The following is a 25,338-nucleotide window of genomic DNA, read 5'->3' on the forward strand; positions in this document are numbered from 1 at the left end:
AACCGGGGTCGTTATGGATCAACCGAATCCGAGCTACAGCCGTGGCTCCCAGGACAAAGCCTTGCTGGCCATGACCATTGGCGAGGCGTTCGATCTTACCGCTGCGCAGTATCCTGATGGCGAAGCCTTGGTGGTCCGTCACCAACAGCGACGCTACACCTGGCGAGAGCTGGCCGAGACGGTTGATCTGCACGCGCGGGCGTTCCTCGCCCTGGGCATGCAAACCGGCGACCGCCTGGGCATCTGGGCACCCAATTGCGCCGAATGGCTGGTCTGCCAGGTGGCGAGCGCGAAACTCGGGGTGATCCTGGTCAATATCAATCCGGCGTACCGCAGTAGTGAATTGGACTACGTGCTCAAGCAATCCGGCTGCCAGTGGCTGGTGTGTGCCGGTGCGTTCAAGACCTCCGATTACCACGCCATGCTCCAGGCGCTGAAGCCCGACCTGCGTGGCCTCATCAGCCTGGACCCCAATCCGCCGCCCGCATTCATGCCCTGGTCGCAACTGTCGGCGCTCGGTGCCGATGTCCCGCCCGGGCACTTGCACAGTCGCCAGGCCAGCCTGCACTTCGACCAACCCGTGAACATCCAATACACCTCCGGCACCACCGGCTTCCCCAAGGGCGCTACCCTCAGTCACCACAATATCCTCAATAACGGCTACATGGTCGGCGAAAGCCTCGGGCTTGCCGCGCAGGACCGTTTAGTCATTCCCGTGCCGCTGTACCACTGTTTTGGCATGGTGATGGGTAACCTCGGTTGCATCACCCACGGCACCACCATGATCTATCCCAACGACGGCTTCGACCCCCTGCTGACGCTGACCGCCGTCGCCGAAGAGCGCGCCAGCGGCCTGTACGGCGTACCGACCATGTTTATCGCGCTGCTCGATCACCCACGCCTGGGCGAGTTCGACTTGTCCAGCCTGCGTACCGGGATCATGGCCGGCTCAACCTGCCCGATCGAGGTGATGCGCCGGGTCATTGGCGAGCTGCACATGCGCGAAGTGCAGATTGCCTATGGCATGACCGAAACCAGCCCGGTGTCGTTGCAGACCGGAGCCGACGACGATCTGGAGCGCCGCGTGACCACCGTAGGTCGCACCCAGCCGCAGCTGGAAAACAGGATCATCGACGCTGATGGCAACACCGTGCCACGCGGTGAAATCGGCGAGCTATGCACGCGCGGCTATAGCGTGATGCTCGGCTATTGGAACAACCCAGAAGGCACCCGCGATGCCGTCGATGAGGAGGGATGGATGCACACCGGCGACTTGGCGACCATGGACGAGCACGGTTATGTGAGCATCGTCGGGCGCAACAAGGACATGATCATTCGCGGTGGCGAGAACGTATATCCACGGGAGCTTGAGGAGTTTTTCTTCACCCATCCGGCCGTGGCCGATGTGCAGATCATCGGTATCCCCGATGAACGCTACGGTGAGGAAATCGTCGCCTGGATCAAGTTCCACCCGGGGCAGGTGGCGAGCGAGCTGGAACTGCAGACTTGGTGCAAGGGCCGCATCGCCCACTTCAAGATGCCCAGGCATTTCAAGTTCGTGGACGCGTTTCCGATGACGGTGACGGGCAAGATCCAGAAGTTCCGCATGCGCGAGATCTCAATCGAAGAGTTGCAAACACTCTCGCAATAACACACAGAAAGCACAAAGGGGACCCGAAGGTCCCCTTTAATTTGTCGTTGCGTGCTCTTTTTTTATTATTGAGGGGCGGCCTGTTGTTGTTTTTGGTAGCCGTGACCCGTACCGCTGTTGTGGCGACCCCCATCCGGGGTCAAGAGCAAACGTATTTTTTTGAGCGCTGATCTGCTTTTTCGTAAACGATCCAACCAGTGGGTAGCTACCTGAGGTAGTTTTATTTTTCTCTAACCGGTTGCGGGTTTCGGCACGCCGTACCCTGCAAAGCACATCTTCTCCAAAAAAATCTGTTAGCTGCGTCTCTGCCGTGTTGTTTTTGTTATGTCAGAGTCGTTTCGTCTTATTTTTATTAGGTTTGGTGCTTTTTATTCTTGTTATGCCATAGAGATAGCAGAAGCCGTGCCAACTTTTTAAAGCCCTTTAAAATCAATGACTTGATTTTTTGCCATGGTCTATTTTTTTGGATGGGCGGCGGATTATGTTCCCGCGTTACCCGTTATGTCGGGCTGCGGTAACACATTGTCACAGCTGTGCTACTCAACCGAGATTACGCGCCTTCGCCACCCGCGATCCGCTTGCCCGTCCCAGCACCTGACTGATCTGCTGGCCCGCGCCAATCAGGCGCTCCAGGTCGATGCCGGTGTCGATCCCCAGTCCATTGAGCAGGTACACCACATCTTCGGTGGCGACGTTACCGCTCGCGCCCTTGGCATAAGGACAGCCGCCGAGGCCCGCGATAGAGCTGTCGAACACCTGGATGCCTTCCAGCAGGCTGGCGTAGATGTTGGCGATCGCCTGGCCGTAGGTGTCGTGGAAATGCCCGGCGAGCTTGTCGCGCGGCACCTGTGCGCCGACCACCTCGAACAGCCGCCGTGTCGCGCCCGCCGTGCCGGTGCCGATCGTGTCGCCCAGGGACACTTCGTAGCAGCCCATGGCATACAGTTCGCGGGCGACCGCCGCCACCTGTTCCGCAGCAATATCCCCTTCGTAGGGGCAACCCAGCACACACGACACATACCCGCGCACGCTGACGCCGTGCTGCCGGGCCGCGGCCATGATCGGCGCAAACCGCTCCAGGCTCTCGCTGATGGAGCAGTTGATATTGCGTTGGGAAAACGCTTCTGACGCCGCCGCAAATACCGCGACTTCCTTGACCCCGGCCGCCAGTGCATCTTCAAAACCGCGCAGGTTTGGCGCCAGCGCGCCATAGGTCACGCCTGGCTTGCGCTGGATCTGCGCGAACACCTCGGCGGAGCCGGCCATCTGCGGCACCCATTTGGGCGACACGAAACTGCCGACCTCGATATAGCCCAGGCCGGCGGCACTCAAGGCGTCCACCAACCGCACCTTGTCGGCTACGCTGATCGGTTGGGCTTCGTTCTGCAATCCGTCGCGCGGGCCGACTTCCACCAGGCGTACGTGTGAGGGGAGGGTCATGGCGGTTACCTTCTGGTTAATGGCCGGCCTGGCGCATGGTGTGTGCCAGGGCCTGGGTGCACCGCTCTTCGGCGGTGTCCAGTTCCAGCTTCATTTGTTCGATATCCAGCAACTGTTGCTCAAGCTGTTCACGGCGCTCGGCGATCTTTGCCAGCATGCTGTTGAGTTGAATGTGGTTGCCGCTGGTGGGGTCGTAGAGCTCGATCAGCTCGCGGCATTCGGCCAGGGAAAAGCCGATGCGCTTGCCGCGCAGGATCAGCTTGAGGCTGACCTTGTCCCGCGCCGAGTAGATGCGCTCCTGGCCGCGGCGTTCGGGGGCGAGCAGGCCTTGCTCCTCGTAGAAGCGAATGGCGCGGGTGGTGATGTCGAGCTCGCGGGCGAGGTCGGAGATGCTGTAGGTGGTGCTCATGGGGGTGCTCGAGAAAGTCCTGGGGCTAAGCTAATGGCAGGTTGACGTGAACGTCAAGGGATCCCTTGCTGGTGCTCCACAATTCAATATGGGAGGGGCTTGCGCCCGATGGCGGCCTCAGGGCCGACCGGGCTTTTGTGTCGATCCCGGTGCAAATGTGGGAGGGGGCTTGCCCCCGATGGCGGCCTCGGGGCTGACCGGGCTTTTGTGTCGATCCCGGTGCAAATGTGGGAGGGGGCTTGCCCCCGATGGCGGCCTCAGAGCCGACCAGGATGTTGGATTGGACCGAGTACATATCTGTTTCTGCGGTAACGGCTGCTTAGGGTTCCGCCCTGACGGCGGCTCACTTTTGAAAAGCGCAAAAGTAAGCAAAACGCTCTTGCCCCACCACTCGGCACCTCGCCTAGGCTCGGTGTGCCCGAACGCAGGCTTGAATCCGTGGGCCGCCGCCACGCGCCATCCATGGCGCGGGGCGGCTAACCCGGCGTCCTGCCGGGTTGCCCACGGATTCAAGCCTGCGTTCGGCCAGCGTGGTTTAACGGGGCGCCTAAAATCAAAAGCAGATCAAGAGCGGCTCGCTTCGCATCGTGGTTAGCGGTGGGCGCTACGGCGTCATGGTCATCGGGGGCAGGCCCCCCCCACACTGGGGCCTCCTGCAACTTCAAGCCTGTTGCTTATCCAGTTTCTTCTCGTGGGCGGTGACTTGCTGGCACAACTCGATCATCTGTTCGCGCATCCAGCGGTTCGCCGGGTCCTGGTCGGTGCTTTCATGCCAGTACAGATGGGTTTCCACCGGCGGCACGTCATTGACGGGCAGGTTGAACCAGTGCAGTTCATGGCGACGGGCGAAGCGTTCGGGCACGGTCATGACCATGTCGGTCTGCTGCAATACTTGCGACGCCATCAGGTAGTGCTGGGAGCGCAGGGCGATTTTGCGCTGGATGCCCATCTTGCCCAGGGCTAGGTCGACATGCCCCAGGCCGTTGCGGCGGCTGGAAATATGGATATGGGTCAGCGACAGGTAGTCATCCAGGGTGAATTTGTCCTTGCCCGCCATCGGGTGGCCCTTGCGCATGGCGCACACGTAGCGGTCTTCCATCAGCTTGACGTGACGCACTTGCGGGTCGGTGTTGAGCGGCGCATCCACGGCGAAATCCAGGCGCCCGGCGGCCAGTTCCTTGGTGGTTTCGCGGCGTTTGGACAGGAAACTCTCGATGACCACCGTCGGCGCGAGGCGGCGCAGGCGTTGGAACAGCAGCGGTAAAATCACCGCTTCGGTCAGGTCGGTCATGCTGATGCGATAGGTCTTGGCCGCCTGTTGCGGGTTGAAAATCCGGCTCTCTTGCACGGAAACCCGCAGCAACGACAACGCGTTGCGCACCGGGCCGATGATGTTCTGCGCCATCGGCGTGGGCACCATGCCCTGGGCGGTGCGCACGAACAGCGGGTCGTTGAAGGTCTCGCGCAGGCGTGCCAGGGCGTTGGACACCGCCGGCTGGGTGATGCCGACAATCTGCCCGGCCCGGGTGAGGTTGGCTTCGGTGTAGATCGCGTCGAAGACGATAAAGAGATTGAGGTCGACCTTGCTCAGATTCATGGGGGTTGCGCTCTTATTATCAGGTGGCGATTTTTTACGTCTTCAGACGTCAATCATATATCGGTGATGAATGTTAATACACGCCGAGAATAGGCTAGGTAAATTATCAACGCTGTTCTAGCATCGATTGCATGACCTAAACAACCTCTCAGAGAAGGGAGCCGCTCATGGATTTCGCTTATTCGCCCAAGGTTCAGGAACTGCGTGAACGCGTCAGCGCATTCATGGACGCTTACGTCTACCCGGCCGAGCCGGTGTTCGAACGCCAGGTCAGCGAAGGTGACCGCTGGCAGCCCACTGCGATCATGGACGAGCTCAAAGCCAAGGCTAAAGCCGAGGGGTTGTGGAACCTGTTCCTGCCGGAGTCCGAGCTGGGCGCCGGCCTGACCAACCTCGAATACGCGCCGCTGGCCGAAATCATGGGCCGCTCGTTGCTGGGTCCGGAACCGTTCAACTGCTCGGCCCCCGACACCGGCAATATGGAAGTGCTGGTGCGTTACGCCAATCAAGAGCAGAAACAACGCTGGCTCGAGCCGCTGCTGCGCGGCGAGATTCGTTCAGCCTTCGCCATGACCGAACCCGACGTGGCCTCCTCGGACGCCACCAACATGGCCGCCCGCGCCGAACGCCAGGGCGATGAATGGGTGATCAACGGCAAGAAGTGGTGGACCTCCGGCGCCTGCGATCCGCGTTGCAAGATCTTGATCTTCATGGGCCTGAGCAACCCGGATGCGCCACGTCACCAGCAGCATTCGATGATCCTGGTACCGGTGGACACGCCCGGCGTGACAATCCTGCGCCCGCTGCCAGTGTTCGGCTACGACGATGCGCCCCACGGCCACGCCGAAGTGCTGTTCGACAACGTACGCGTGCCTTACGAAAACGTGCTGCTGGGTGAGGGGCGCGGGTTTGAGATCGCCCAGGGCCGTCTTGGCCCGGGCCGTATCCACCACTGCATGCGCTCGATCGGCATGGCCGAGCGCGCGCTGGAATTGATGTGCAAACGCTCGGTCAGCCGCAGCGCCTTCGGTAAGCCGTTGGCGCGCCTGGGGGGCAATATCGACAAGATCGCCGACTCGCGCATGGAAATCGACATGGCGCGGCTGCTGACCCTGAAAGCGGCGTACATGATGGACACGGTGGGCAATAAAGTCGCCAAAAGCGAAATCGCCCAGATCAAGGTGGTTGCGCCTAACGTGGCACTCAAGGTTATCGACCGCGCCATCCAGATTCATGGCGGTGCCGGTGTGTCCAATGACTTCCCGCTGGCTTATATGTACGCCATGCAGCGCACCCTGCGCCTGGCCGACGGCCCGGATGAAGTGCACCGGGCGGCGATCGGCAAGTTCGAGATCGGCAAGTATGTGCCCAAAGAGATGATGCGCGGCGGGCAGTGAGACCGCGTCGCCTGCTATCGGCGGCAAGCCCCCTCCCACACTTGGATGTGTGAATACAGGCAAAGTGTGGGAGGGGGCTTGCCCCCGATGAGGCCGGCTTGACCCCCCCAAAAACCCGCCTCAGTACACCCAGACCTCCACCCGCCGATTCTTGATCCGGCCCTCATCCGCCGTATTCGCCGCCACCGGCATCTGTGCGCCGAACCCGCGAATATCGCGCAGTATCACGCCGCTTTTCACCAACTCCCGGCGCACCGCCATGGCCCGCAACTTCGACAGCAAGGCCGCCCGCTGCGGATCATTCTTGGCATCGCCAAACCCCACCAGCGTCACTTGCTTGTGCAGTTTGCCGTGGCTTTTCAGGTAGGCCACCACCCGCTGCACATCCTGGCGCGCCTTGTTGTCCAGGCTGGCGCTGCCTTCCTCGAAACGAAAGTTCACCGTCAAGCGCTGGGCGTTGCGCACAATCGCCTGGTAATCCTCGGGCATCGAGGCGCGGGGCTCCACGCCGATTGCCTGCACGTGCTGGGCGATAAAACCATTGGCCGCCACGATCGCCTGGCCCTGGCTGCTCTGGGCAAAGTCCACCAGTGCCTTGGCCCAAGGATTCTGCGTCGCCGGCGGCAGATAAACGTACAGTCGCCGTGACAGTGGGTAATCCTCGGTGGCGATCAGGCTGCCCAGTGGCAGCATCGGTTGCGAGTCTCCATCGACAACCGCCACCGTCTTGGCCTTGCGCACGTAGGGCAGCCCGATAAAACCGATGCCTTGAGGGTCCTGGCTGACCGCATCGGACAGCGCTTCACTGGACTCGAAACGCCGGGCTGACGCCACCAGCGGTTTGTCGCGGCGGTTCAGCACCAGGTCCTTGAAGGTGTCATAGGTGCCGGACCGGTCGTCGCGGGCGTACACATGAATGGCGCCGCCACTGCCGCCCAGGGCTTCCCAGGTGCTGATCTGACCATTGAAGATCTGCGCCAGTTGCTCGGTGTCCAGCGTATTGAGCGGGTTGCGGGGGTTGAGGATGATTGCCAGGCCATCGATGGCGATCACCTGTTCGGCTTCCGGGCTTTTCAGGTCGCCCAGGGTTTCCAGGTCGACCAGTTCGCTGTCTTTGATCGGGCGCGACGATGCGGCGAGGTCGGCACTGTGGTTTTTCAGCGCGGCAAATCCTGTACTGGAACCATGGGCGGCTACGTCGATGCTCACGGTTTTACCCTGACGGGTCTTGCCGATCACCTGCTGTTCATTGGCGCCCTCGGCGGGTTCGATGTGCACGCCCTGCAAACCCTGGCGCTCCATCAACCCTTTGACCAACGCCGGGCCCAATCCCGCGCCGATGGTGTTGGAACCCTGGATACGCAATGCCGGGCCTTGGTCGGGAAGCGGGAGAGGGGCGGACACAGCGAAAAACGGGAAAAGCGTCAGCAGTAACAGAACGCGCAGCCTCATGCCGGCACCTTTTTGCGCCAAAGGAAGTGCTGCGAGATTAAGTCAGTTGGATTGCAGCAATATGACTGACGCCCCACAGATCTAAGTGTGGGAAGGGGCTTGCCCTGGCCCTCTGTAGGAGCGAGCTTGCTCGCGAAAAACGTCAACGATACCGCGTGTTTACTGAACGAACGCGGTGCCTGTGAGTTTTTCGCGAGCAAGCTCGCTCCTACAAGAGGGCCAGGGCGTGCCCCCTCCCACAAGTTGACTGAGTAGTGTCAGGAATCAACTCAATTCCAACCAGATCGGCGCATGGTCCGACGGCTTTTCCAATGCCCGCAAATCATAATCGACGCCGGCATCCTTGACCCGCGGGAGCAAGCCATTGGACGCCATGATCACGTCGATGCGCAGGCCGCGCTTGGGCTCGTCCTCAAAGCCACGGCTGCGGTAATCGAACCAGCTGAAACGGTCGGTCACCTCAGGGTGCAAGTGGCGGAAGCTGTCCACCAGGCCCCAGTTTTTCAGGCGGGCCATCCATTCGCGCTCTTCCGGCAGGAAGCTGCATTTGCCGGTTTTCAGCCAGCGTTTGGCGTTGTCGGCGCCGATGCCGATGTCGCAGTCTTGCGGGGAAATATTCACGTCGCCCATCACCACCAGTGCCTGGTCATTGCTGAACTGACTTTCCAGCAACTGTTGCAGGTCTTCATAGAAGCGCTGTTTGGCCGGGAACTTGGTGGGGTGGTCGCGGCTTTCGCCCTGGGGGAAGTAGCCGTTCATGATGATGACCGGGTTGCCGTTCTCGTCGGCGAAGGTGCCCCAGATAAAACGGCGCTGCGCGTCTTCTTCATCGGTGGCAAAACCTTTGTGCACACTCAACGCTTCCTTGCGCGAAAGGAGAGCTACGCCGTAGTGGCCTTTCTGGCCGTGGTAATACACGTGGTAGCCCAACGCCTGGACGTCGGCCAGCGGGAACTGGTCGTCGTGGACCTTGGTTTCCTGCAGGCCAATGACGTCCGGCTGGTGTTTTTCAATCAGCGCCGCCAGCTGATGAGGGCGGGCACGCAGCCCGTTGATATTGAAGGAGACGATTTTCATGGTCGGCGGTCCAGTCTGGCAAAAGGGCGATGCTAGCCGACAAGTCGGACGGGGGCCAGCGTGGCGGTAGGACGCATGCGCTGCTAATGTCTGGGAACGACTGGCGCTGCGCAGGTTCGTACCCATAAGAACGCCATCTTTTTGAATGGCGTCCAGGAGATTGATTGTTATGCCTGACACCTCGACGGCCGTTGCCGAGATTCGCCTGCTCAACAGCGGTTATTCCCGCGAAGCGCGTTCCCTGTTGTACCAGGCCTACCGTCACGAGCCAACCTTCGCCTACATCTTCGAAGCCGAGCGTCCAGGTTATGAACAGCGGGTACGCGCAACAGTGCGCGAGCTGGTCAAGCAGCACTTCTTTCAGAAACTTCCGGCCATCGGCCTGTTCGTCAACGACCGTTTGATTGGCGTCGCCCTCATCGCGCCGCCGCAGCGGCGCCTGGGCATCACCGAGAGCTGGGCCTGGCAGATTCGCATGTGGTTGAGCACCGGCGTGCGCGGTACGCGGCGTTACCTGGAATACCATCAGGCCGTGCTGGCGTGCCTGCCCGGTGAGTCGGTGCATGTGTTGCCGTTGCTCGGTATTCATCCGCAGTTGCAAGGTCAACACTATGGCGAACAGTTGCTTGAGGCGGTCCATAACTGGTGCGCCGAAGACCCGCACTCATCGGGCGTGGTGCTCGACACGGGCAATTCCCGTTACCTGGATTTCTACAAGCGCCAGGGCTATGAGGAAATCGGTGAAATTGCCGTAGGACCTGTCCTGGAGCATGTGTTTTTTCATCCCAATCCCCAGGCGTTACATGTTGCAACGGCCTGAGACAGAATTATTCAGATAAATCCGAGTTCAAAGTACCTCTCTCGCTCGTGTAGCATCCGCGCCTATGAAGTTTCCAGGAAGATTTACCAGCAGCTTGATCCTGCTGTTCACGAGCTGTGGCGCATTGGCGCAAAGCGAACTGGACGTGCGGATCAAACCCTCAAATGACGCGCTGAAAGCCAACATTGAAGGCTACATCGGCAGTGTTGGCGATCGTGACGAAGAAGCCCTGCTGCGATTCAGCCGTGGTGCCGAAGAGCAGGCGCGCAAAGCGGCCCAGGCGCTGGGCTTCTATCAGCCCCGGATCGCCAGCGAGGTGAAGGGCGGCAAGAACCCGCGCCTGACCCTGACCGTCGACCCGGGCGAGCCGGTGCATCTGCGCAACGTGATCTTGCGCGTCGATGGCCCGGCGGCGAGCCTCAAGGCCTTTCGCGTGCCCGCCAGTGATGACCTCAAGCCCGGCGCGGTGCTCAATCACGGGCATTACGATGACGCCAAGCGTTTGATCCAGAATCAGGCATCGCGCTATGGCTTTTTCAGCGGGCGTTTTACCCACCAGAAACTGGCCGTAGACCCTCAAGCGGGCGTGGCTGACATCGAACTCATTTACGACAGCGGCCCACGCTACAGCATGGGCAAGGTCAGCTTCAGCGGCGACACGCCCTTTGACGAAGAACTGTTGCAACGCATGGTGCCGTTCAAGCCAGGTACACCCTATGACTCCGAACTGATCGCCGAACTCAACCAGAACCTGCAAGCCAGTGGCTTCTTCGAAAGCGTGCGCGTGGACGCAAGCCCCGCTGCCTCAAGCAATGACGTGATTCCGGTGGCCGTGCAATTGGACACGCGCAAGCCCCGCACCATGGGCCTGGGCCTGGGGTTCTCGACGGACGTCGGCCCGCGGGGCAAGGCCAACTGGACGCGCCACTGGGTCAATCCCCAGGGCCACAGTTATGGCTGGGAAGCCGAGTTGTCGGCGCCGCGCCAGAACGTCGGCCTGTGGTACGACATTCCGCTGGACCCTCCGCTCACCGACAAATTGCGTTTTGCCGGCGGCTATCAGAATGAAGAGATCGCCAACACTGACACCTTGAGCAAGCTGCTCACCCTCGGCCCCGAATGGCACAGCAAGTTGCCCAGCGGTTGGACCCGGGTCATCTCGCTCAAATACCAGCGCGAGGAATATCGCCTGGGCAATGACTCGGGCTTGAGTAACCTGGTGATGCCGGGCATCAGCTACTCCTACCTGCGCAGCGACAACCGCATCGATCCGCACAACGGCTATCGCCTGATGTTCGACAGCAAAGTTGCCAAGGAAGGGCTCGGTTCCGACACCAACCTGCTGTATGGCACCGCCACGATCAAGGGCTTGACCACCTTGTGGGATAACCACCGGTTCCTGGGCCGCGCGCAAGTGGGCGGCAGTGCCACCAATGGCTACCAGTCGGTGCCGCCGTCACTGCGCTTCTTCGCCGGTGGCGACCAGAGCGTGCGCGGTTATGAATACCAGACCCTGTCGCCGGAAAACGACCGTGGCGACCGCATCGGCGGCCGCTACATGGTGGCGCTGAGCGCCGAGTATCAATATTCCATCACCGAAAAATGGCGGGTCGCGACCTTTATCGACCAGGGCAACTCGTTCAACACACTGGATATGCCCAGCCTCAAAACCGGCGTGGGTGTGGGGGTGCGCTGGGTCTCGCCCGTGGGCCCGATCCGCCTCGACCTGGCCCATGCCCTGGAAGATCCGGGCGGCGTTCGATTGCACTTTTCCATGGGGCCTGAGCTGTGATGCGTGGTTTGAAAATAGCGGGGCTGGCATTGATCGCCGTCCTCGCGCTGGTGCTGTTGACGCTGTGGACGCTGCTCGGTACCCAGGCCGGCAGTCGCTGGGCGCTGGGCCAGGTGCCGGGTTTGAGCGTGGAGAATTTTCACGGACGCCTGGGCGGGCAGTGGAGCGCCGACCACCTGCTGTGGCAGCAGGACGGCAGCCGCGTCGAGCTCAATGCGCCGACGTTTGACTGGTCGCCGGGCTGCCTGTTGCGCATGACCTTGTGCATCAACCGGTTGGATGTGGACCAGGTCAGCCTGACGGTTGCCCCCAGTACCGAAGAAAGCGCCAGCGGGCCGATCCAACTGCCCGACCTGAAGCTGCCGGTTGCTATCCAATTGGGCGATGTTCGTATCGGCAGCCTGCTGTTCAACGGCAGTGAAGCACTCAAGGGCTTGCAACTGGCGGCGCATTGGACCGCCGCCGGCATGCAGATCGACTCCGTTCATCTGCAGCGCGACGACCTGGTGCTGGACCTCGCCGGCCTGCTGCAACCCACAGGCGATTGGCCGCTCAATGCCACCGGCACGCTCAGTTTGCCCTACGCTCCGGGCGGCGCACCCTGGACCGTCGCGCTCAACATCGACGGCGACTTGCTCAAGACCCTCAAGCTCGACGCCGACAGCAGCGGCTACCTGCCGGCCAAGCTCAGCGGTGAGCTGCAACCCCTGGCGGAAAACCTGCCGGCGCAGTTGCGCATCACCTCCGAGGCGTTCAAGCCCAGCGCCGATCTGCCCGACACCTTGCAACTCAACCAATTGGACCTGAGCGCCAAGGGCGACCTTAAAGCGGGTTATCAGTTGCTGGGCAAGGCGGTATTACCGGCGCAAAAAGGCCCGGTGGATTTACTGCTGCAAGGCAAGGTTGACGCCAAGGGTGCGCAGATCGCCGGCCTCGACCTGAATGCCGGCGACAAGCAAAGCCTCAAGCTCAGCGCCAACCTGGACTGGCAGCAAGGTTTCAGCGCCGATGCCAAAATCGACTGGCTGGGCTTCCCCTGGCACCGCCTCTATCCCCTGATCGATGAACCGCAGGTGGCCTTGCGCACCTTCAACGGTGAAGTTTCCTATAAGGATGGCAACTACCTGGGCAACCTCAAGGCCGACCTTGACGGCCCGGCGGGCGCCTTCACGGTGGTCACGCCGTTCAGCGGCGACCTCAAGCAAGTGTTCCTGCCCGAACTGAAGTTGAGCGCCGGCCAAGGCAAGGCCGAGGGCCATCTGAACGTACAGTTTGCCGACGGTATCGCCTGGGACACCGCGCTGGACCTGTCGGCATTGAACCCGGCGTACTGGGTCGCCGAATTGCCCGGCACCCTGGCCGGGCCGCTGCGCAGCAAAGGCGAATTCAAGAACGAGCAGCTCAAGCTCAACGCCGACCTCGACCTCAAGGGTCGCCTGCGCGGACAGGCCGCCGTGTTTGCAGCCAAGGCCGAAGGCGCGGGGCAGCAATGGACCCTTGCCAACCTGGACATCCGCCTGGGCGACAACCGTATCAACGGCAGCGGCAGCCTGCAGCAACGCCTGGCCGGGCAGATCGACATCAAGCTGGCGCGCCTGGCCCAGCTCTGGCCGCAACTGCGCGGGCAGGTCAATGGCCGCCTCGATGTCGCCGGCACCTTGCAGGCGCCCCAAGGCAAGCTCGACCTCAAGGGCCAGCAACTGGCATTGGCCGACAACCGCCTGCAAAGCCTCAACCTCGACGCCACACTGGACAGCGCCCAGCGCGCCAGGCTCGACCTCAAGGGCAGCGGCATCCAGAGCGGCGAGACCCAGGTCGGCACGCTCACCGCCAGCGCCCAGGGCGATATCAAGAACCAGAAGGTTCAACTGGACCTGGCCGGACCGTTGCTCAAGCTGGCCCTGGCCCTGGATGGCAACCTCGACAACGGCAACTGGCGTGGGCGCCTGGCCAGTGGTGACGTACAAGCCGGCGGCCAGGACTGGCGGCTGCAAGCCCCGGCGAAAATCGAGCGCCTGGCCGATGGCAAGCTGACCTTCGCCGCGCACTGCTGGGTGTCCGGTGGCGCCAGCCTGTGTGGCGAAGACCAGCGCCTGATGCCCGAGCCCAAGCTGCGCTACCACCTCAAGCAATTCCCTATCGACAGTCTTGCGGCGTTCCTGCCCAAAGACTTCGCCTGGCAGGGCAGGCTCAATGCCGACGTACAACTCGACCTGCCGGCCAGCGGCCCGAAGGGTGTGGTCTCGGTAGACGCCGGTGGCGGCAACCTGCGGGTGCGGGACAAGGGCCAATGGCTGGATTTCCCCTACGACACCCTGAAGCTGGAAACCACGCTCAACCCCAAGCGCATCGATACCCAGCTCAACTTTCGTGGCGGCAAGCTCGGCGAATTGCTGTTGCAGGCGCAGATCAACCCGCTGCCGGCCAACAAGCCGATCACCGGCAATTTCAGCCTCACCGGCCTGGACCTCGCCGTGGCGCGACCCTTTGTGCCAATGGTGGAAAAGCTCAACGGCAAGCTCAACGGCAATGGCCGCATCTCCGGCGGTTTGCTCGCGCCCCTGGTTAACGGCAACGTGAATCTGGTGGACGGTGAAGTCTCGGGTCCTGAACTGCCCATCAGTCTCGAGGGCCTGAACCTGCAGGCGCAGATCGCCGGCGAAAGCGTGCAGCTTGACGGCGGCTGGCACAGCGGCAAGGCCGGGCAGGGCAGCCTCAAGGGCCAGATCGACTGGGGCCGCGCCCTGGTGGTCGACCTCAGCCTCAAGGGCTCGCAACTGCCGGTCACCGTCGAGCCCTATGCCAAGCTGGAAGTGGCCCCCGACCTGAAGATCAGCCTCAAGGACGACAAGCTGGCGATTGCCGGCAAGGTACACATCCCGCGCGGCGATATCACCGTGCGCGAGCTGCCGCCCTCGACGGTCAAGGTGTCCGATGACACGGTGATCGTCGGCAGCCAGACCGAAGAAGGCAAACCGCCGATGGCGATGGCCATGGATATCGACGTGGAAGTGGGGGAAGACCAGCTCAACTTCGCCGGTTTCGGCCTCACCGCCAAAGTGCAGGGCCATGTGCATATCGGCGACAACATGGACACCCGTGGCGAGCTGTGGCTCAACGACGGCCGCTACCGCGCCTACGGCCAGCGCCTCAACGTGCGCCGTGCACGGCTGTTGTTTGCCGGGCCGTTGGACCAACCGTTCCTGGATATCGAAGCGGTGCGTGTGGTGGTCGAATCGTCCCGCACCGTGACCGCCGGTATTCGCCTGAGCGGCAGCGCCGAGCAGCCGACCACGCAGATCTTCTCCGAGCCCGCCATGGCGCAGGAGGACGCGCTGTCCTACCTGGTGCTGGGACGTTCGCGCACCAACAACGGTGAAGACAACAACATGCTTGCCGAAGCCGCCTTGGGCCTGGGCCTGATGGGCAGCGCCGGAGTGACCTCGGACATCGCCAATAAACTCGGCATCCGCGATTTCGACCTGGATACCCAAGGCACCGGCAACAGCACTGCCGTGGTCGCCAGCGGCAAGATCAACGACAAACTCAGCCTGCGTTACGGCGTAGGGGTGTTCGAACCGGCCAACACCATCGCCTTGCGCTATTTGCTGAGCAAGAAGGTGTACCTGGAAGTGGCCACAGGCGTGGCCAGCTCCCTGGATATCTTCTACAAGCGCGACTTCTAAACCCAACTGGGTCAAATGTGGGAGGGGGCTTGCCCCCGATAGCGGTCTTTCAGTCAGCTAATCTGTAGCTGACCCACCGCCATCGGGGGCAAGCCCCCTCCCACATGGACAACTATTTGCACTCAAGCTTTTGGCCAATTACCAAGCAACCTAACTATTCCATTTGACATTCGCTGCCTAAGCAGTAATATCTCGTCACACATTCACTGCCTAGGCAGTAATAAGGTGACTTTCAATGCCTCACTTCACCCCTGACAACTTCCACAACTGCCATCTCGGCCTGTTGCTGGGCCGCGCTGCGATCCTCAAGGACCGCATCATCGACACCCATATGGAACCCCACGGCATCACCGCCGCGCAGTTCAAGGTGTTGATCATCATGGCCCAGTTCGGCGTCGACACCCCGGCCGAGTTGTGCCGCCACTTGTCCCTGGACAGCGGCTCGATGACGCGCATGCTCGACCGGCTCGAGCAGAAAGGCTTGCTCAGCCGCAAACGTTCCGAGCTGGACCGCCGCCAGGTGCAGCTGGTGCTGACCGCCGACGGCCAGCGCCTGGCGGACATGCTGCCGCAGATCGGTGCCCAGGCCCTCAACCAACTGGCCGGCGTCCTCGAGTCGGGCGAGCTGGAAACCCTGGAACGGATCCTCAAGAAAATCCTGATCGCTGCGGGTGACCCCATCACGATCCTGCGGGTAGGTAACCAATGAACACACGCGCACTCAGCCTGGTGCTGGCGGCGATGACGCTGGCCGGTTGTGCCAACTACAGCGGCCTCGACACGCAGGGTCAACGCCTGGACGCCAACACCCTGCAAACCGGCAAGTCCTTGAGCGGCGTGACGCTGTCGGATGCCGCCTGGCCCAGCGCCGACTGGTGGAAAAGCCTTGGCGACCCACAGCTCGACGGGCTGATCCAGGAAGCCCTGCAGAACAGCCCCGACATGCAAGTGGCCAGCGCCCGCGCCCATCAGGCCGAAGCCGCAGCCTATGCCGCCAACGCCGCGCGCCTGCCGACTGTGGATGCCAGCGCCGGTGTCAGCCGTTCGCGCCTGGCCAGGGACCAGGACCCGCGCGGGCAGGGCGATGCCTACTCGACGGTGCGCAACATCGGCGCCAGCTTCAACTACAACTTCGACCTCTGGGGCGGCCAGCGTGCAGCCTGGGAAGCCGCCCTGGGCGAGGCCCGGGCCGCCGAAGTCGACCAGCAGGCCGCACGCCTTACCCTGGCCGCCAACGTCGCCAAGGCCTACAGCGATCTGGGCCAGGCGCACATCGTGCGTGACCTGGCCGTGGACGACCTCAAGCGCACCCGCCAGATGCTCGACCTGAGCAAGCGCCGCCTGAGTTCCGGTATCGACAGCGAGTACCAGTACCAGCAGACCGAAAGCCTGGAGGCCAGCGCCCAGTCGCAACTGATCGATGCGGAAAAACAACTGCAAAGCGCCAGGATCGCCCTCGCGGTATTGCTCGGCAAAGGCCCCGACCGTGGCAACGAACTGGTCCGCCCGGCGGTATTGAAACCCGCTGCTGTCGCCGTGCCTTCCGTGTTGCCCGCCGAGTTGCTTGGCCGGCGGCCGGACCTGATCGCCGCGCGGTGGCGCGTGGAAGCCGCGAGCAAGGACATCGCCGCCAGCAAGACCCGCTTCTACCCCAACCTCAACCTGAGCGCGAGCGCCGGCGCCGAGTCGTTGCTAGGGGACGCGATGTTTGGCTCGGCCAGTCGTTTCTTCAACATTGCACCCACCGTATCACTGCCGATCTTCGACGGCGGCCGCCTGCGCGCCGACCTCGATGCCCGCGACGCCGATTACGACCTGGCCGTGGCCCAGTACAACAAGACCCTGGTGCAAGCCCTGGGCGATATCGGCACCACCCTGTCGCAATTGCGCGACACCGGGCGGCAGATCCAGGCGCAGCAACATGCCGCCGACATCGCCCAACAGTCCTACGACACCGGGGTGCAACGCTACAGCTCCGGTATCGGTAATTACCTGGATGTGCTCAGCATCGAGCAGCAATTGCTGCAGGCCCAGCGTCAGTTGGCGACCCTGAATGCTGCGCAGATCGACCTGTCGATTCAATTGATGCAGGCCCTGGGTGGCGGATTCAACGCCCACAACGTCGCCGCGACCACCCCAGCCACCCGCACGGAATAATTTGAGGTATTTGTCATGGCCACTGCCGACAGCAACAACGCAACTGAACAACCCAAGGACACCAACCCGCGCAAACGCAAAGTCATGCTGATCGGCCTGGCGCTGATCGTCATCTTGGGTGTCGTCGGCGTGTGGGCCTGGTACGAGCTTTACGGACGCTTCAACGAAAGCACCGACGACGCCTATGTGAACGGCAACGTGGTGGAAATCACCCCGCTGGTCACCGGCACCGTGGTCAGCATCGGCGCCGACGATGGCGACCTGGTCCACGAAGGCCAGGTGCTGGTCAACTTCGACCCCAACGACGCCGCCGTCGGCCTGCAAAGTGCCCAGGCCAACCTGGCCCGCACCGTGCGCCAGGTGCGTGGCTTGTACAGCAACGTCGATGGCATGAAAGCCCAGGTCAACGCGCAGAAAGCCGACGTGCAGACCGCCCAGGACAACTACAACCGCCGCAAGACCCTGGCCCAGGGCGGCGCGATTTCCCAGGAAGAACTGTCCCACGCCCGTGACAGCCTGACCGCGGCAAAGAACGCTTTGACCAACCTTGAGCAGCAACTGAAAACCACCAACGCCCTGGTGGATGACACGGTGATTTCGTCCCACCCGGATGTGCAAGCCGCCGCCGCGCAACTGCGCCAGGCTTACCTGACCAACGCGCGCAGCACCTTGATCGCACCCGTCACCGGCTATGTGGCCAAGCGCACCGTGCAGCTGGGCCAGCGCGTCCAGCCAGGTACCGCGTTGATGGCGGTGATTCCGCTGGATCAGCTGTGGATCGATGCCAACTTCAAGGAAACCCAGCTGCGTGATATGCGCATCGGCCAGCCGGTGGACATCGAGTCGGACATCTACGGCAGCGACGTGAAGTACAGCGGCACCGTCGACAGCCTCGGCGCCGGCACCGGCAGCGCGTTTGCCCTGTTGCCCGCGCAAAACGCCACCGGCAACTGGATCAAAATCGTGCAACGTGTGCCGGTGCGCATCCATATCAACGCCGAGGAACTGGCCAAGCATCCGTTGCGGGTGGGCTTGAGCACCGTGGTCAATGTGGACCTGCACGACCAGAGCGGCCCGGTGCTGGCGCAACAGCCACCGCAGAAGGCTTCGTTCACCACCACTGTGTATGACCGCCAACTGGTCGAGGCCGATGCCATGATCAACCAGTTGATCCATGACAACAGCGTCGCCGCTCCCAAGGCTGCGCAACGCTGATGAGCAATAACGCCTCGTTCACCCCACCCAGCCTGCTGATGGCCACTATCGGGCTGTCGCTGGCGACCTTCATGCAGGTGCTCGACACCACCATCGCCAACGTGGCGTTGCCGACCATTTCCGGCAACCTGGGCGTGAGTTCGGAGCAGGGCACCTGGGTCATTACCTCGTTTGCGGTGAGCAACGCCATTGCCTTGCCGCTCACCGGTTGGTTGAGCCGACGCTTCGGCGAGGTGAAGCTGTTCCTGTGGGCGACCATGCTGTTCGTGCTGGCCTCGTTCCTGTGCGGTATTTCCACCTCGATGCCCGAGTTGATCGGCTTTCGCGTGCTGCAGGGACTGGTGGCGGGGCCGTTGTACCCGATGACCCAGACGCTGCTGATCGCGGTCTACCCACCGGCCAAGCGCGGCATGGCCCTTGCGCTATTGGCGATGGTCACGGTGGTGGCGCCGATTGCGGGACCGATCCTCGGCGGCTGGATCACCGACAGCTACAGCTGGCCGTGGATCTTCTTCATCAACGTGCCGATCGGCATCTTTGCGGTGATGGTGGTGCGTGCGCAGTTGAAGAAACGCCCGGTGGTCACCAGCTACCAGCCGATGGACTATGTGGGGTTGTTGAGCCTGATCGTCGGTGTCGGCGCCTTGCAGATCATCCTCGACAAGGGCAATGACCTGGACTGGTTCGAATCCAACTTCATCATTATCGGTGCAGTGATCTCGGCGATTGCCCTGGCGGTGTTCGTGATCTGGGAGATGACCGACAAGCACCCGGTGGTGAACCTGCGCCTGTTCGCCTACCGCAACTTCCGCATCGGCACCATTGTGTTGATCGGCGGGTACGCGGGCTTCTTTGGCATCAACCTGATCCTGCCGCAGTGGCTGCAAACCCAGATGGGCTACACCGCCACCTGGGCCGGCCTGGCGGTGGCGCCGATCGGCATTCTGCCGGTGCTGATGTCACCGTTCGTGGGCAAATACGCGCACAAATTCGACTTGCGCCTGCTGGCGGGGTTGTCGTTCCTGGCGATGGGCTTGAGCTGCTTCATGCGCGCAGGCTTCACCAATGAGGTGGACTTCACCCACATCGCCCTGGTGCAGCTGTTCATGGGGATCGGCGTGGCGCTGTTCTTCATGCCGACCTTGAGCATCCTGATGTCCGACCTGCCGCCGCAGCAGATTGCCGACGGCGCGGGGCTGGCAACGTTCTTGCGCACCTTGGGCGGCAGCTTCGCAGCCTCGCTCACCACCTGGATCTGGATTCGCCGCGCCGACCAGCACCATGCGTACATGAGCGAGAACATGACCACTTATGACTCGGCCACGCGCGACGCGATACAGGCCCTCGGCGGGGCGGGACACAAAGCGTATGCGCAGTTGGACCAGATCCTCACCAGCCAGGCCTACATGATGTCTACCGTGGACTATTTCACCTTGATGGGGTGGATCTTCGCGGGCTTGATGTTGCTGGTGTGGCTGGCCAAACCGCCGTTTACCGCGAAGGCCGGGCCTGCGGCTTCGGGGCACTGACTGCCCAGGGCTGAAATGCAATCAACTGTGGGAGGGGGCTTGCCCCCGATGGCGGTGGGTCAGTCACAGATGCATCAACTGACACTCCCTCATCGGGGGCAAGCCCCCTCCCACATTGGATGTGTGTTGTCAGGTATCAAGCGCCAGGCAGGGCCAGCTGCGGATTGTTGCCGGTATGGCTGGCCAAGCCGCCGTTTGGCGCGAAAGCCGGGCCGGAAGCAAGCGGCCACTGATCCGAACAGATTGGAACGCAATCAACTGTGGGAGGGGGCTTGCCCCCGATAGCGGTGGGTCAGTCACAGATGCATCAACTGACACTCCCTCATCGGGGGCAAGCCCCCTCCCACAGTTTGATCTCTGTTCACATGGGATCAGTGGTGTTGCGGATCAAGCGCCGGGAAGGGCCAACTGCGGATTGACGAAGTCAAACGCCGCCAGTTGAAAGCCTTGCTCATCCACCTGCAACGCCCAGCCTTGCTTGTCCCAATCCCCCAGCACAATCCGCTTGGCCGCCTGGTCGCCAATCTGCAACTTATGAATGGCGGGGCGGTGGGTGTGGCCGTGGACCAGGGTGCGCACGCCGAATTGCTGCATCACTCGCGGTACTTCTTCGGCGGTGACATCGACAATGTCGTTGGCCTTCATGCGCGTCTGTGCACGGCTTTCGCTGCGCAGCTTTCGCGCCAGCTTGTGGCGTGTGCCCAGGGGCAGGTGGCGCAGGATAAACAGCACAATCGGGTTACGCAGGATGCGCCGCAGCTTCATATAGCCGAGGTCGCGGGTGCAGAGGCTGTCGCCGTGCATCAGCAGCACGGGCTCGCCATAAAATTGCACGACACTCGGGTCCTTGAGCAAGCTGGCGCCTGCGGCTTTGCAGAACGCCTTGCCGATCAGGAAATCGCGGTTGCCGTGCATGATGAAAATCGCGGTGCCGCTGTCGCTCAGTTCGCGCAGCGCGTCACAGATGGAGCGCTGGAACGCGGTCATCCCATCGTCGCCAATCCAGGCTTCGAAGAAGTCCCCCAGAATGTACAACGCCTGGGCACCACGGGCGCGGCCATGGAGCAGATCCAGAAACGCCCGGGTAATGTCCGGGCGCTCCTCTTCCAGATGCAAGTCTGAAATCAGCAATATCACCCAACGATCTCGGCTTTCTCGACGATGACGTCTTCGGCTGGAACGTCCTGGTGACCGGCTTTGGACGTGGTGGACACGCCTTTGATCTTGTCGACGACGTCCTGGCCTTCGGTGACTTTACCGAATACGGCGTAACCCCAGCCCTGCACGTTCTTGCCGCTGTGGTTGAGGAAAGCGTTGTCAGCCACGTTGATGAAGAACTGCGCGGAGGCCGAATGCGGCTCCATGGTACGGGCCATGGCGACGGTGTACTTGTCGTTGGAAAGGCCGTTGTCCGCTTCGTTCTGGATGCTTGGGCGCTTGTCTTTCTTCTCTTTCATGCCTGGCTCGAAACCGCCGCCCTGGATCATGAAGTTGCCGATGACACGGTGGAAAACGGTGTTTTCGTAGTGGCCGGCGTTGACGTACTCGATGAAGTTGGCGACGGTGATCGGCGCTTTCTCGGCGTTCAACTCGATGACGATGTCACCGTGGTTGGTGGTCAGTTTGACTTGAGTCATGTTCACTACTCTTTTCAGGGAATTCGTGGGTTTGAGTGCCTGGGGCACCTTACCTGTCTGGCTTAAACGACGGCCAAGGCGCGCAGTTTAGCGTGCCCCGCAGGAATTTCGAGGTGGTTTTTTACCGCCCCGGCCATAAAAGCAGTAATTAAACAGCAGTTTTTGGTCCCGGCCTGTCAGTGTCTTGACTGCATCGGCTATTATGAGCCCTTTGTTTTATCTGGCCCCACCCGGCCACGAACCTGTCTGTTCAAGGATCCTATGAGCAAGCCCACTGTCGACCCTACCCCGAATGCCAAGGCCGGACCTGCCGTCCCGGTCAACTTCCTGCGCCCGATCATCCAGGCGGACCTGGATTCGGGCAAGCACACGCAGATCGTCACCCGTTTCCCGCCAGAGCCCAACGGCTACCTGCACATCGGTCACGCCAAGTCGATCTGTGTGAACTTCGGTCTGGCCCAGGAGTTCGGTGGCGTCACGCACCTGCGTTTCGACGACACCAACCCGGCCAAGGAAGACCAGGAATACATCGACGCCATCGAAAGCGACATCAAGTGGCTGGGCTTCGAGTGGTCCGGTGAAGTGCGCTATGCCTCCAAGTATTTCGACCAGTTGTTCGACTGGGCCGTGGAGCTGATCAAGGCCGGCAAGGCCTACGTCGACGACCTGAGCCCGGAACAGGCCAAGGCATACCGTGGCACTCTGACCGAGCCGGGCAAGAACAGCCCGTTCCGCGACCGTTCGGTGGAAGAGAACCTGGACTGGTTCAACCGTATGCGCGCCGGCGAATTCCCGGACGGCGCCCGCGTACTGCGCGCCAAGATCGACATGGCCTCGCCGAACATGAACCTGCGCGATCCGATCATGTACCGCATCCGCCATGCCCACCACCACCAGACCGGTGACAAGTGGTGCATCTACCCCAACTACGACTTCACCCACGGTCAGTCGGACGCCATCGAAGGCATCACCCACTCCATCTGCACCCTGGAGTTCGAGAGCCATCGTCCGCTGTACGAGTGGTTCCTGAGCAACCTGCCGGTGCCGGCCCAGCCGCGCCAGTACGAATTCAGCCGCCTGAACCTGAACTACACCATCACCAGCAAGCGCAAGCTCAAGCAGCTGGTGGATGAAAAGCACGTGCATGGCTGGGATGACCCGCGCATGTCGACCCTGTCGGGCTTCCGCCGTCGCGGCTATACCCCGGCGTCGATTCGCAATTTCTGCGACATGGTCGGCACCAACCGCTCCGACGGCGTGGTCGACTTCGGCATGCTCGAGTTCAGCATCCGCCAGGACCTCGACGCCAATGCCCCGCGCGCCATGTGCGTGCTGCGTCCGCTGAAAGTCGTGATCACCAACTACCCGGAAGATCAGGTCGAAAACCTCGAACTGCCGCGTCATCCGCAGAAAGAAGAACTCGGCGTGCGCAAGCTGCCGTTCGCCCGTGAAATCTACATCGACCGCGATGACTTCATGGAAGAGCCGCCAAAAGGCTACAAGCGCCTGGAGCCGAACGGCGAAGTGCGCCTGCGTGGCAGCTACGTGATTCGTGCCGATGAAGCGATCAAGGACGCCGACGGCAACATCGTCGAACTGCGCTGCTCGTACGACCCCGACACCCTGGGCAAGAACCCTGAAGGCCGCAAGGTCAAGGGCGTGGTCCACTGGGTGCCGGCCGCTGCCAGCATCGAATGCGAAGTGCGTTTGTACGATCGTCTGTTCCGCTCGCCGAACCCCGAGAAGGCCGAAGACAGCGCCAGTTTCCTCGACAACATCAACCCTGACTCCCTGCAAGTGCTCACCGGTTGTCGTGCCGAACCCTCTTTGGGCGACGCACAGCCGGAAGACCGGTTCCAGTTCGAGCGCGAAGGTTACTTCTGCGCGGATATCAAGGACTCCAAACCTGGTCGGCCGGTATTCAACCGTACCGTGACCTTGCGTGATTCGTGGGGCCAGTGATTCTGTTTAAGGAACTGTCGTGCTAACGATCTACAACACACTCAGCAAGACCAAAGAAGTCTTCAAGCCGCTGGATGGCAACAAGGTGCGCATGTACGTGTGCGGCATGACCGTGTACGACTACTGCCACATCGGCCACGGCCGCAGCATGGTTGCCTTCGACCTGGTGACCCGCTGGTTGCGGTTCAGCGGCTATGACTTGACCTATGTGCGCAACATCACCGACATCGACGACAAGATCATCAACCGCGCCAATGAAAACGGCGAGTCGTTCGACGCGCTGACCGAGCGCATGATCGCCGCGATGCACGAGGACGAGGCACGCCTCAACATCCTCAAGCCGGACATGGAACCGCGTGCCACGGACCACATCCCTGGCATGCACGCGATGATCCAGACCCTGATCGACAAGGGCTACGCCTACGCCCCGGGCAATGGCGACGTGTACTACCGCGTCGCCAAGTTCATGGGCTACGGCAAGCTGTCGCGCAAGCGGATCGAAGACCTGCGCATCGGCGCACGCATCGAAGTCGACGAAGCCAAGCAGGACCCGCTCGACTTCGTGCTGTGGAAAGCCACCAAGCCCGGCGAGCCGAGCTGGGAGTCGCCATGGGGCGCCGGGCGTCCGGGCTGGCACATCGAATGCTCGGTGATGTCCACCTGCTGCCTGGGCGAGACCTTCGACATTCATGGCGGCGGCAGCGACCTGGAGTTTCCGCACCACGAAAACGAAATCGCCCAGAGCGAAGCCGCCACCGGCAAGACTTACGCCAACGCCTGGATGCACTGCGGCATGATCCGCATCAATGGCGAGAAGATGTCCAAGTCCTTGAACAACTTCTTCACCATTCGCGACGTGCTGGAAAAGTACCATCCGGAAGTGGTGCGTTACCTGCTGGTGTCCAGCCATTACCGCAGCGCCATCAACTACTCGGAAGACAACCTCAAGGACGCCAAGGGCGCCCTGGAGCGGTTCTACCATGCGTTGAAAGGCTTGCCAGCTGTGGCCCCGGCCGGCGGCGAAGCCTTCGTGGCACGCTTCACCGAAGTCATGAACGACGACTTCGGCACTCCCGAAGCCTGCGCCGTGTTGTTCGAGATGGTGCGTGAGATCAACCGTCTGCGCGAGACGGATATCGACGCAGCGGCAGGTTTGGCGGCACGCTTGAAAGAGCTGGCCAGCGTGCTGGGCGTGTTGCAGATGGAGGCCGATGACTTCCTGCAAGCCGGCGCTGAAGGGCGTGTGGATGCGGCGCAAGTGGATGCCTTGATCCAGGCGCGTCTGGCGGCTCGGGCTGGTAAAGACTGGGCGGAATCCGACCGTATCCGTGACCAACTGACTGCGATGGGTGTGGTCCTGGAAGACGGGAAGGGCGGGACGACGTGGCGGTTGGCTGATCAGGCCTGATCGGTACCTCGCTCCAAATGTGGGAGGGGGCTTGCCCCCGATAGCGGTAGTTCAGTCAGTTCATCAGCAACTGACCCACCGCCATCGGGAGCAAGCCCCCTCCCACTTT

18 protein-coding genes are annotated in these 25,338 nt (G+C 61.8%); 11 read left to right on the forward strand and 7 right to left on the reverse strand.

Annotated elements, in window-relative coordinates:
• The first annotated feature begins 13 nt into the window (after window positions 1-13).
• A complete protein-coding gene (locus BFP93_RS21780) occupies window positions 14-1,651 on the forward strand; it encodes an AMP-binding protein (RefSeq protein ID WP_065894892.1) in 1,638 nt (545 codons plus the stop codon).
• A gap of 540 nt (window positions 1,652-2,191) precedes the next feature.
• Here BFP93_RS21780 and BFP93_RS21785 read toward each other — a convergent pair.
• From BFP93_RS21785 to BFP93_RS21795, 3 genes are all read right to left on the reverse strand, one after another.
• The gene (locus tag BFP93_RS21785; RefSeq protein WP_065884893.1) at window positions 2,192-3,091 is read right to left on the reverse strand and encodes a hydroxymethylglutaryl-CoA lyase; all 900 of its coding nucleotides are present in this window, start codon (window positions 3,089-3,091) and stop codon (window positions 2,192-2,194) included.
• 16 nt (window positions 3,092-3,107) lie between these two features.
• Complete coding sequence (locus BFP93_RS21790; protein WP_057721728.1) at window positions 3,108-3,500, reverse strand: MerR family transcriptional regulator; 393 nt, start codon at window positions 3,498-3,500, stop codon at window positions 3,108-3,110.
• Between the two features lie 661 nt (window positions 3,501-4,161).
• Entirely contained in the window at window positions 4,162-5,097 is a 936-nt protein-coding gene (locus BFP93_RS21795) for a LysR family transcriptional regulator (protein WP_027606275.1), read from the reverse strand.
• A 167-nt stretch (window positions 5,098-5,264) separates the two neighbouring features.
• On the opposite strand from BFP93_RS21795, the gene BFP93_RS21800 reads away from it, so the two are divergent.
• Complete coding sequence (locus BFP93_RS21800; protein ID WP_065884894.1) at window positions 5,265-6,494, forward strand: acyl-CoA dehydrogenase; 1,230 nt, start codon at window positions 5,265-5,267, stop codon at window positions 6,492-6,494.
• 120 nt (window positions 6,495-6,614) lie between these two features.
• On the opposite strand, the gene BFP93_RS21805 is transcribed toward BFP93_RS21800, so the two are convergent.
• Window positions 6,615-7,946: a substrate-binding domain-containing protein gene (locus tag BFP93_RS21805; protein ID WP_065894893.1), complete on the reverse strand. Its 1,332-nt coding sequence runs from the start codon at window positions 7,944-7,946 to the stop codon at window positions 6,615-6,617.
• Between the two features lie 264 nt (window positions 7,947-8,210).
• A complete protein-coding gene (xthA, locus tag BFP93_RS21810) occupies window positions 8,211-9,023 on the reverse strand; it encodes an exodeoxyribonuclease III (protein ID WP_065884896.1) in 813 nt (270 codons plus the stop codon).
• 169 nt (window positions 9,024-9,192) lie between these two features.
• Between xthA and BFP93_RS21815 the strand changes: the two genes are divergently transcribed.
• The 7 genes from BFP93_RS21815 to BFP93_RS21845 all read left to right on the forward strand — a co-directional run bounded on the left by BFP93_RS21815 (window position 9,193) and on the right by BFP93_RS21845 (window position 20,222).
• Window positions 9,193-9,843, forward strand: a complete 651-nt coding sequence (locus BFP93_RS21815; protein ID WP_065894894.1) for a GNAT family N-acetyltransferase — start codon at window positions 9,193-9,195, stop codon at window positions 9,841-9,843.
• A gap of 64 nt (window positions 9,844-9,907) precedes the next feature.
• Window positions 9,908-11,635 (forward strand): autotransporter assembly complex protein TamA, encoded by a 1,728-nt coding sequence (locus tag BFP93_RS21820; RefSeq protein WP_065894895.1) that lies wholly within the window; start codon window positions 9,908-9,910, stop codon window positions 11,633-11,635.
• On the forward strand, window positions 11,635-15,321 hold the full coding sequence (locus BFP93_RS21825) for a translocation/assembly module TamB domain-containing protein (protein WP_176717575.1): 3,687 nt from the start codon (window positions 11,635-11,637) through the stop codon (window positions 15,319-15,321). The genes BFP93_RS21820 and BFP93_RS21825 overlap by 1 nt, the downstream gene beginning before the upstream one ends.
• A gap of 235 nt (window positions 15,322-15,556) precedes the next feature.
• Window positions 15,557-16,030 (forward strand): MarR family winged helix-turn-helix transcriptional regulator, encoded by a 474-nt coding sequence (locus BFP93_RS21830; protein WP_065884900.1) that lies wholly within the window; start codon window positions 15,557-15,559, stop codon window positions 16,028-16,030.
• Window positions 16,027-17,478: an efflux transporter outer membrane subunit gene (locus tag BFP93_RS21835; protein ID WP_065894897.1), complete on the forward strand. Its 1,452-nt coding sequence runs from the start codon at window positions 16,027-16,029 to the stop codon at window positions 17,476-17,478. The genes BFP93_RS21830 and BFP93_RS21835 overlap by 4 nt, the downstream gene beginning before the upstream one ends.
• A 15-nt stretch (window positions 17,479-17,493) precedes the next feature.
• Window positions 17,494-18,693 (forward strand): HlyD family secretion protein, encoded by a 1,200-nt coding sequence (locus BFP93_RS21840; RefSeq protein WP_065894898.1) that lies wholly within the window; start codon window positions 17,494-17,496, stop codon window positions 18,691-18,693.
• Window positions 18,693-20,222 (forward strand): DHA2 family efflux MFS transporter permease subunit, encoded by a 1,530-nt coding sequence (locus BFP93_RS21845; protein ID WP_065894899.1) that lies wholly within the window; start codon window positions 18,693-18,695, stop codon window positions 20,220-20,222. The genes BFP93_RS21840 and BFP93_RS21845 overlap by 1 nt, the downstream gene beginning before the upstream one ends.
• 387 nt (window positions 20,223-20,609) lie before the next feature.
• On the opposite strand, the gene lpxH is transcribed toward BFP93_RS21845, so the two are convergent.
• Together lpxH and BFP93_RS21855 are read right to left on the reverse strand one after the other, a co-directional pair.
• Window positions 20,610-21,359, reverse strand: coding sequence for a UDP-2,3-diacylglucosamine diphosphatase (lpxH, locus tag BFP93_RS21850; protein WP_065894900.1), 750 nt, complete (start codon window positions 21,357-21,359; stop codon window positions 20,610-20,612).
• Window positions 21,356-21,859 (reverse strand): peptidylprolyl isomerase, encoded by a 504-nt coding sequence (locus BFP93_RS21855; RefSeq protein WP_057721741.1) that lies wholly within the window; start codon window positions 21,857-21,859, stop codon window positions 21,356-21,358. The genes lpxH and BFP93_RS21855 overlap by 4 nt, the downstream gene beginning before the upstream one ends.
• A gap of 261 nt (window positions 21,860-22,120) precedes the next feature.
• On the opposite strand from BFP93_RS21855, the gene BFP93_RS21860 reads away from it, so the two are divergent.
• A complete protein-coding gene (locus tag BFP93_RS21860; RefSeq protein ID WP_065894901.1) occupies window positions 22,121-23,821 on the forward strand; it encodes a glutamine--tRNA ligase/YqeY domain fusion protein in 1,701 nt (566 codons plus the stop codon).
• Between the two features lie 19 nt (window positions 23,822-23,840).
• Entirely contained in the window at window positions 23,841-25,229 is a 1,389-nt protein-coding gene (cysS, locus tag BFP93_RS21865) for a cysteine--tRNA ligase (protein ID WP_065894902.1), read from the forward strand.
• Window positions 25,230-25,338 lie beyond the last annotated feature (109 nt).

The organism is Pseudomonas sp. 44 R 15, from assembly GCF_900004965.1.
Lineage (GTDB): Bacteria > Pseudomonadota > Gammaproteobacteria > Pseudomonadales > Pseudomonadaceae > Aquipseudomonas > Aquipseudomonas orientalis_A.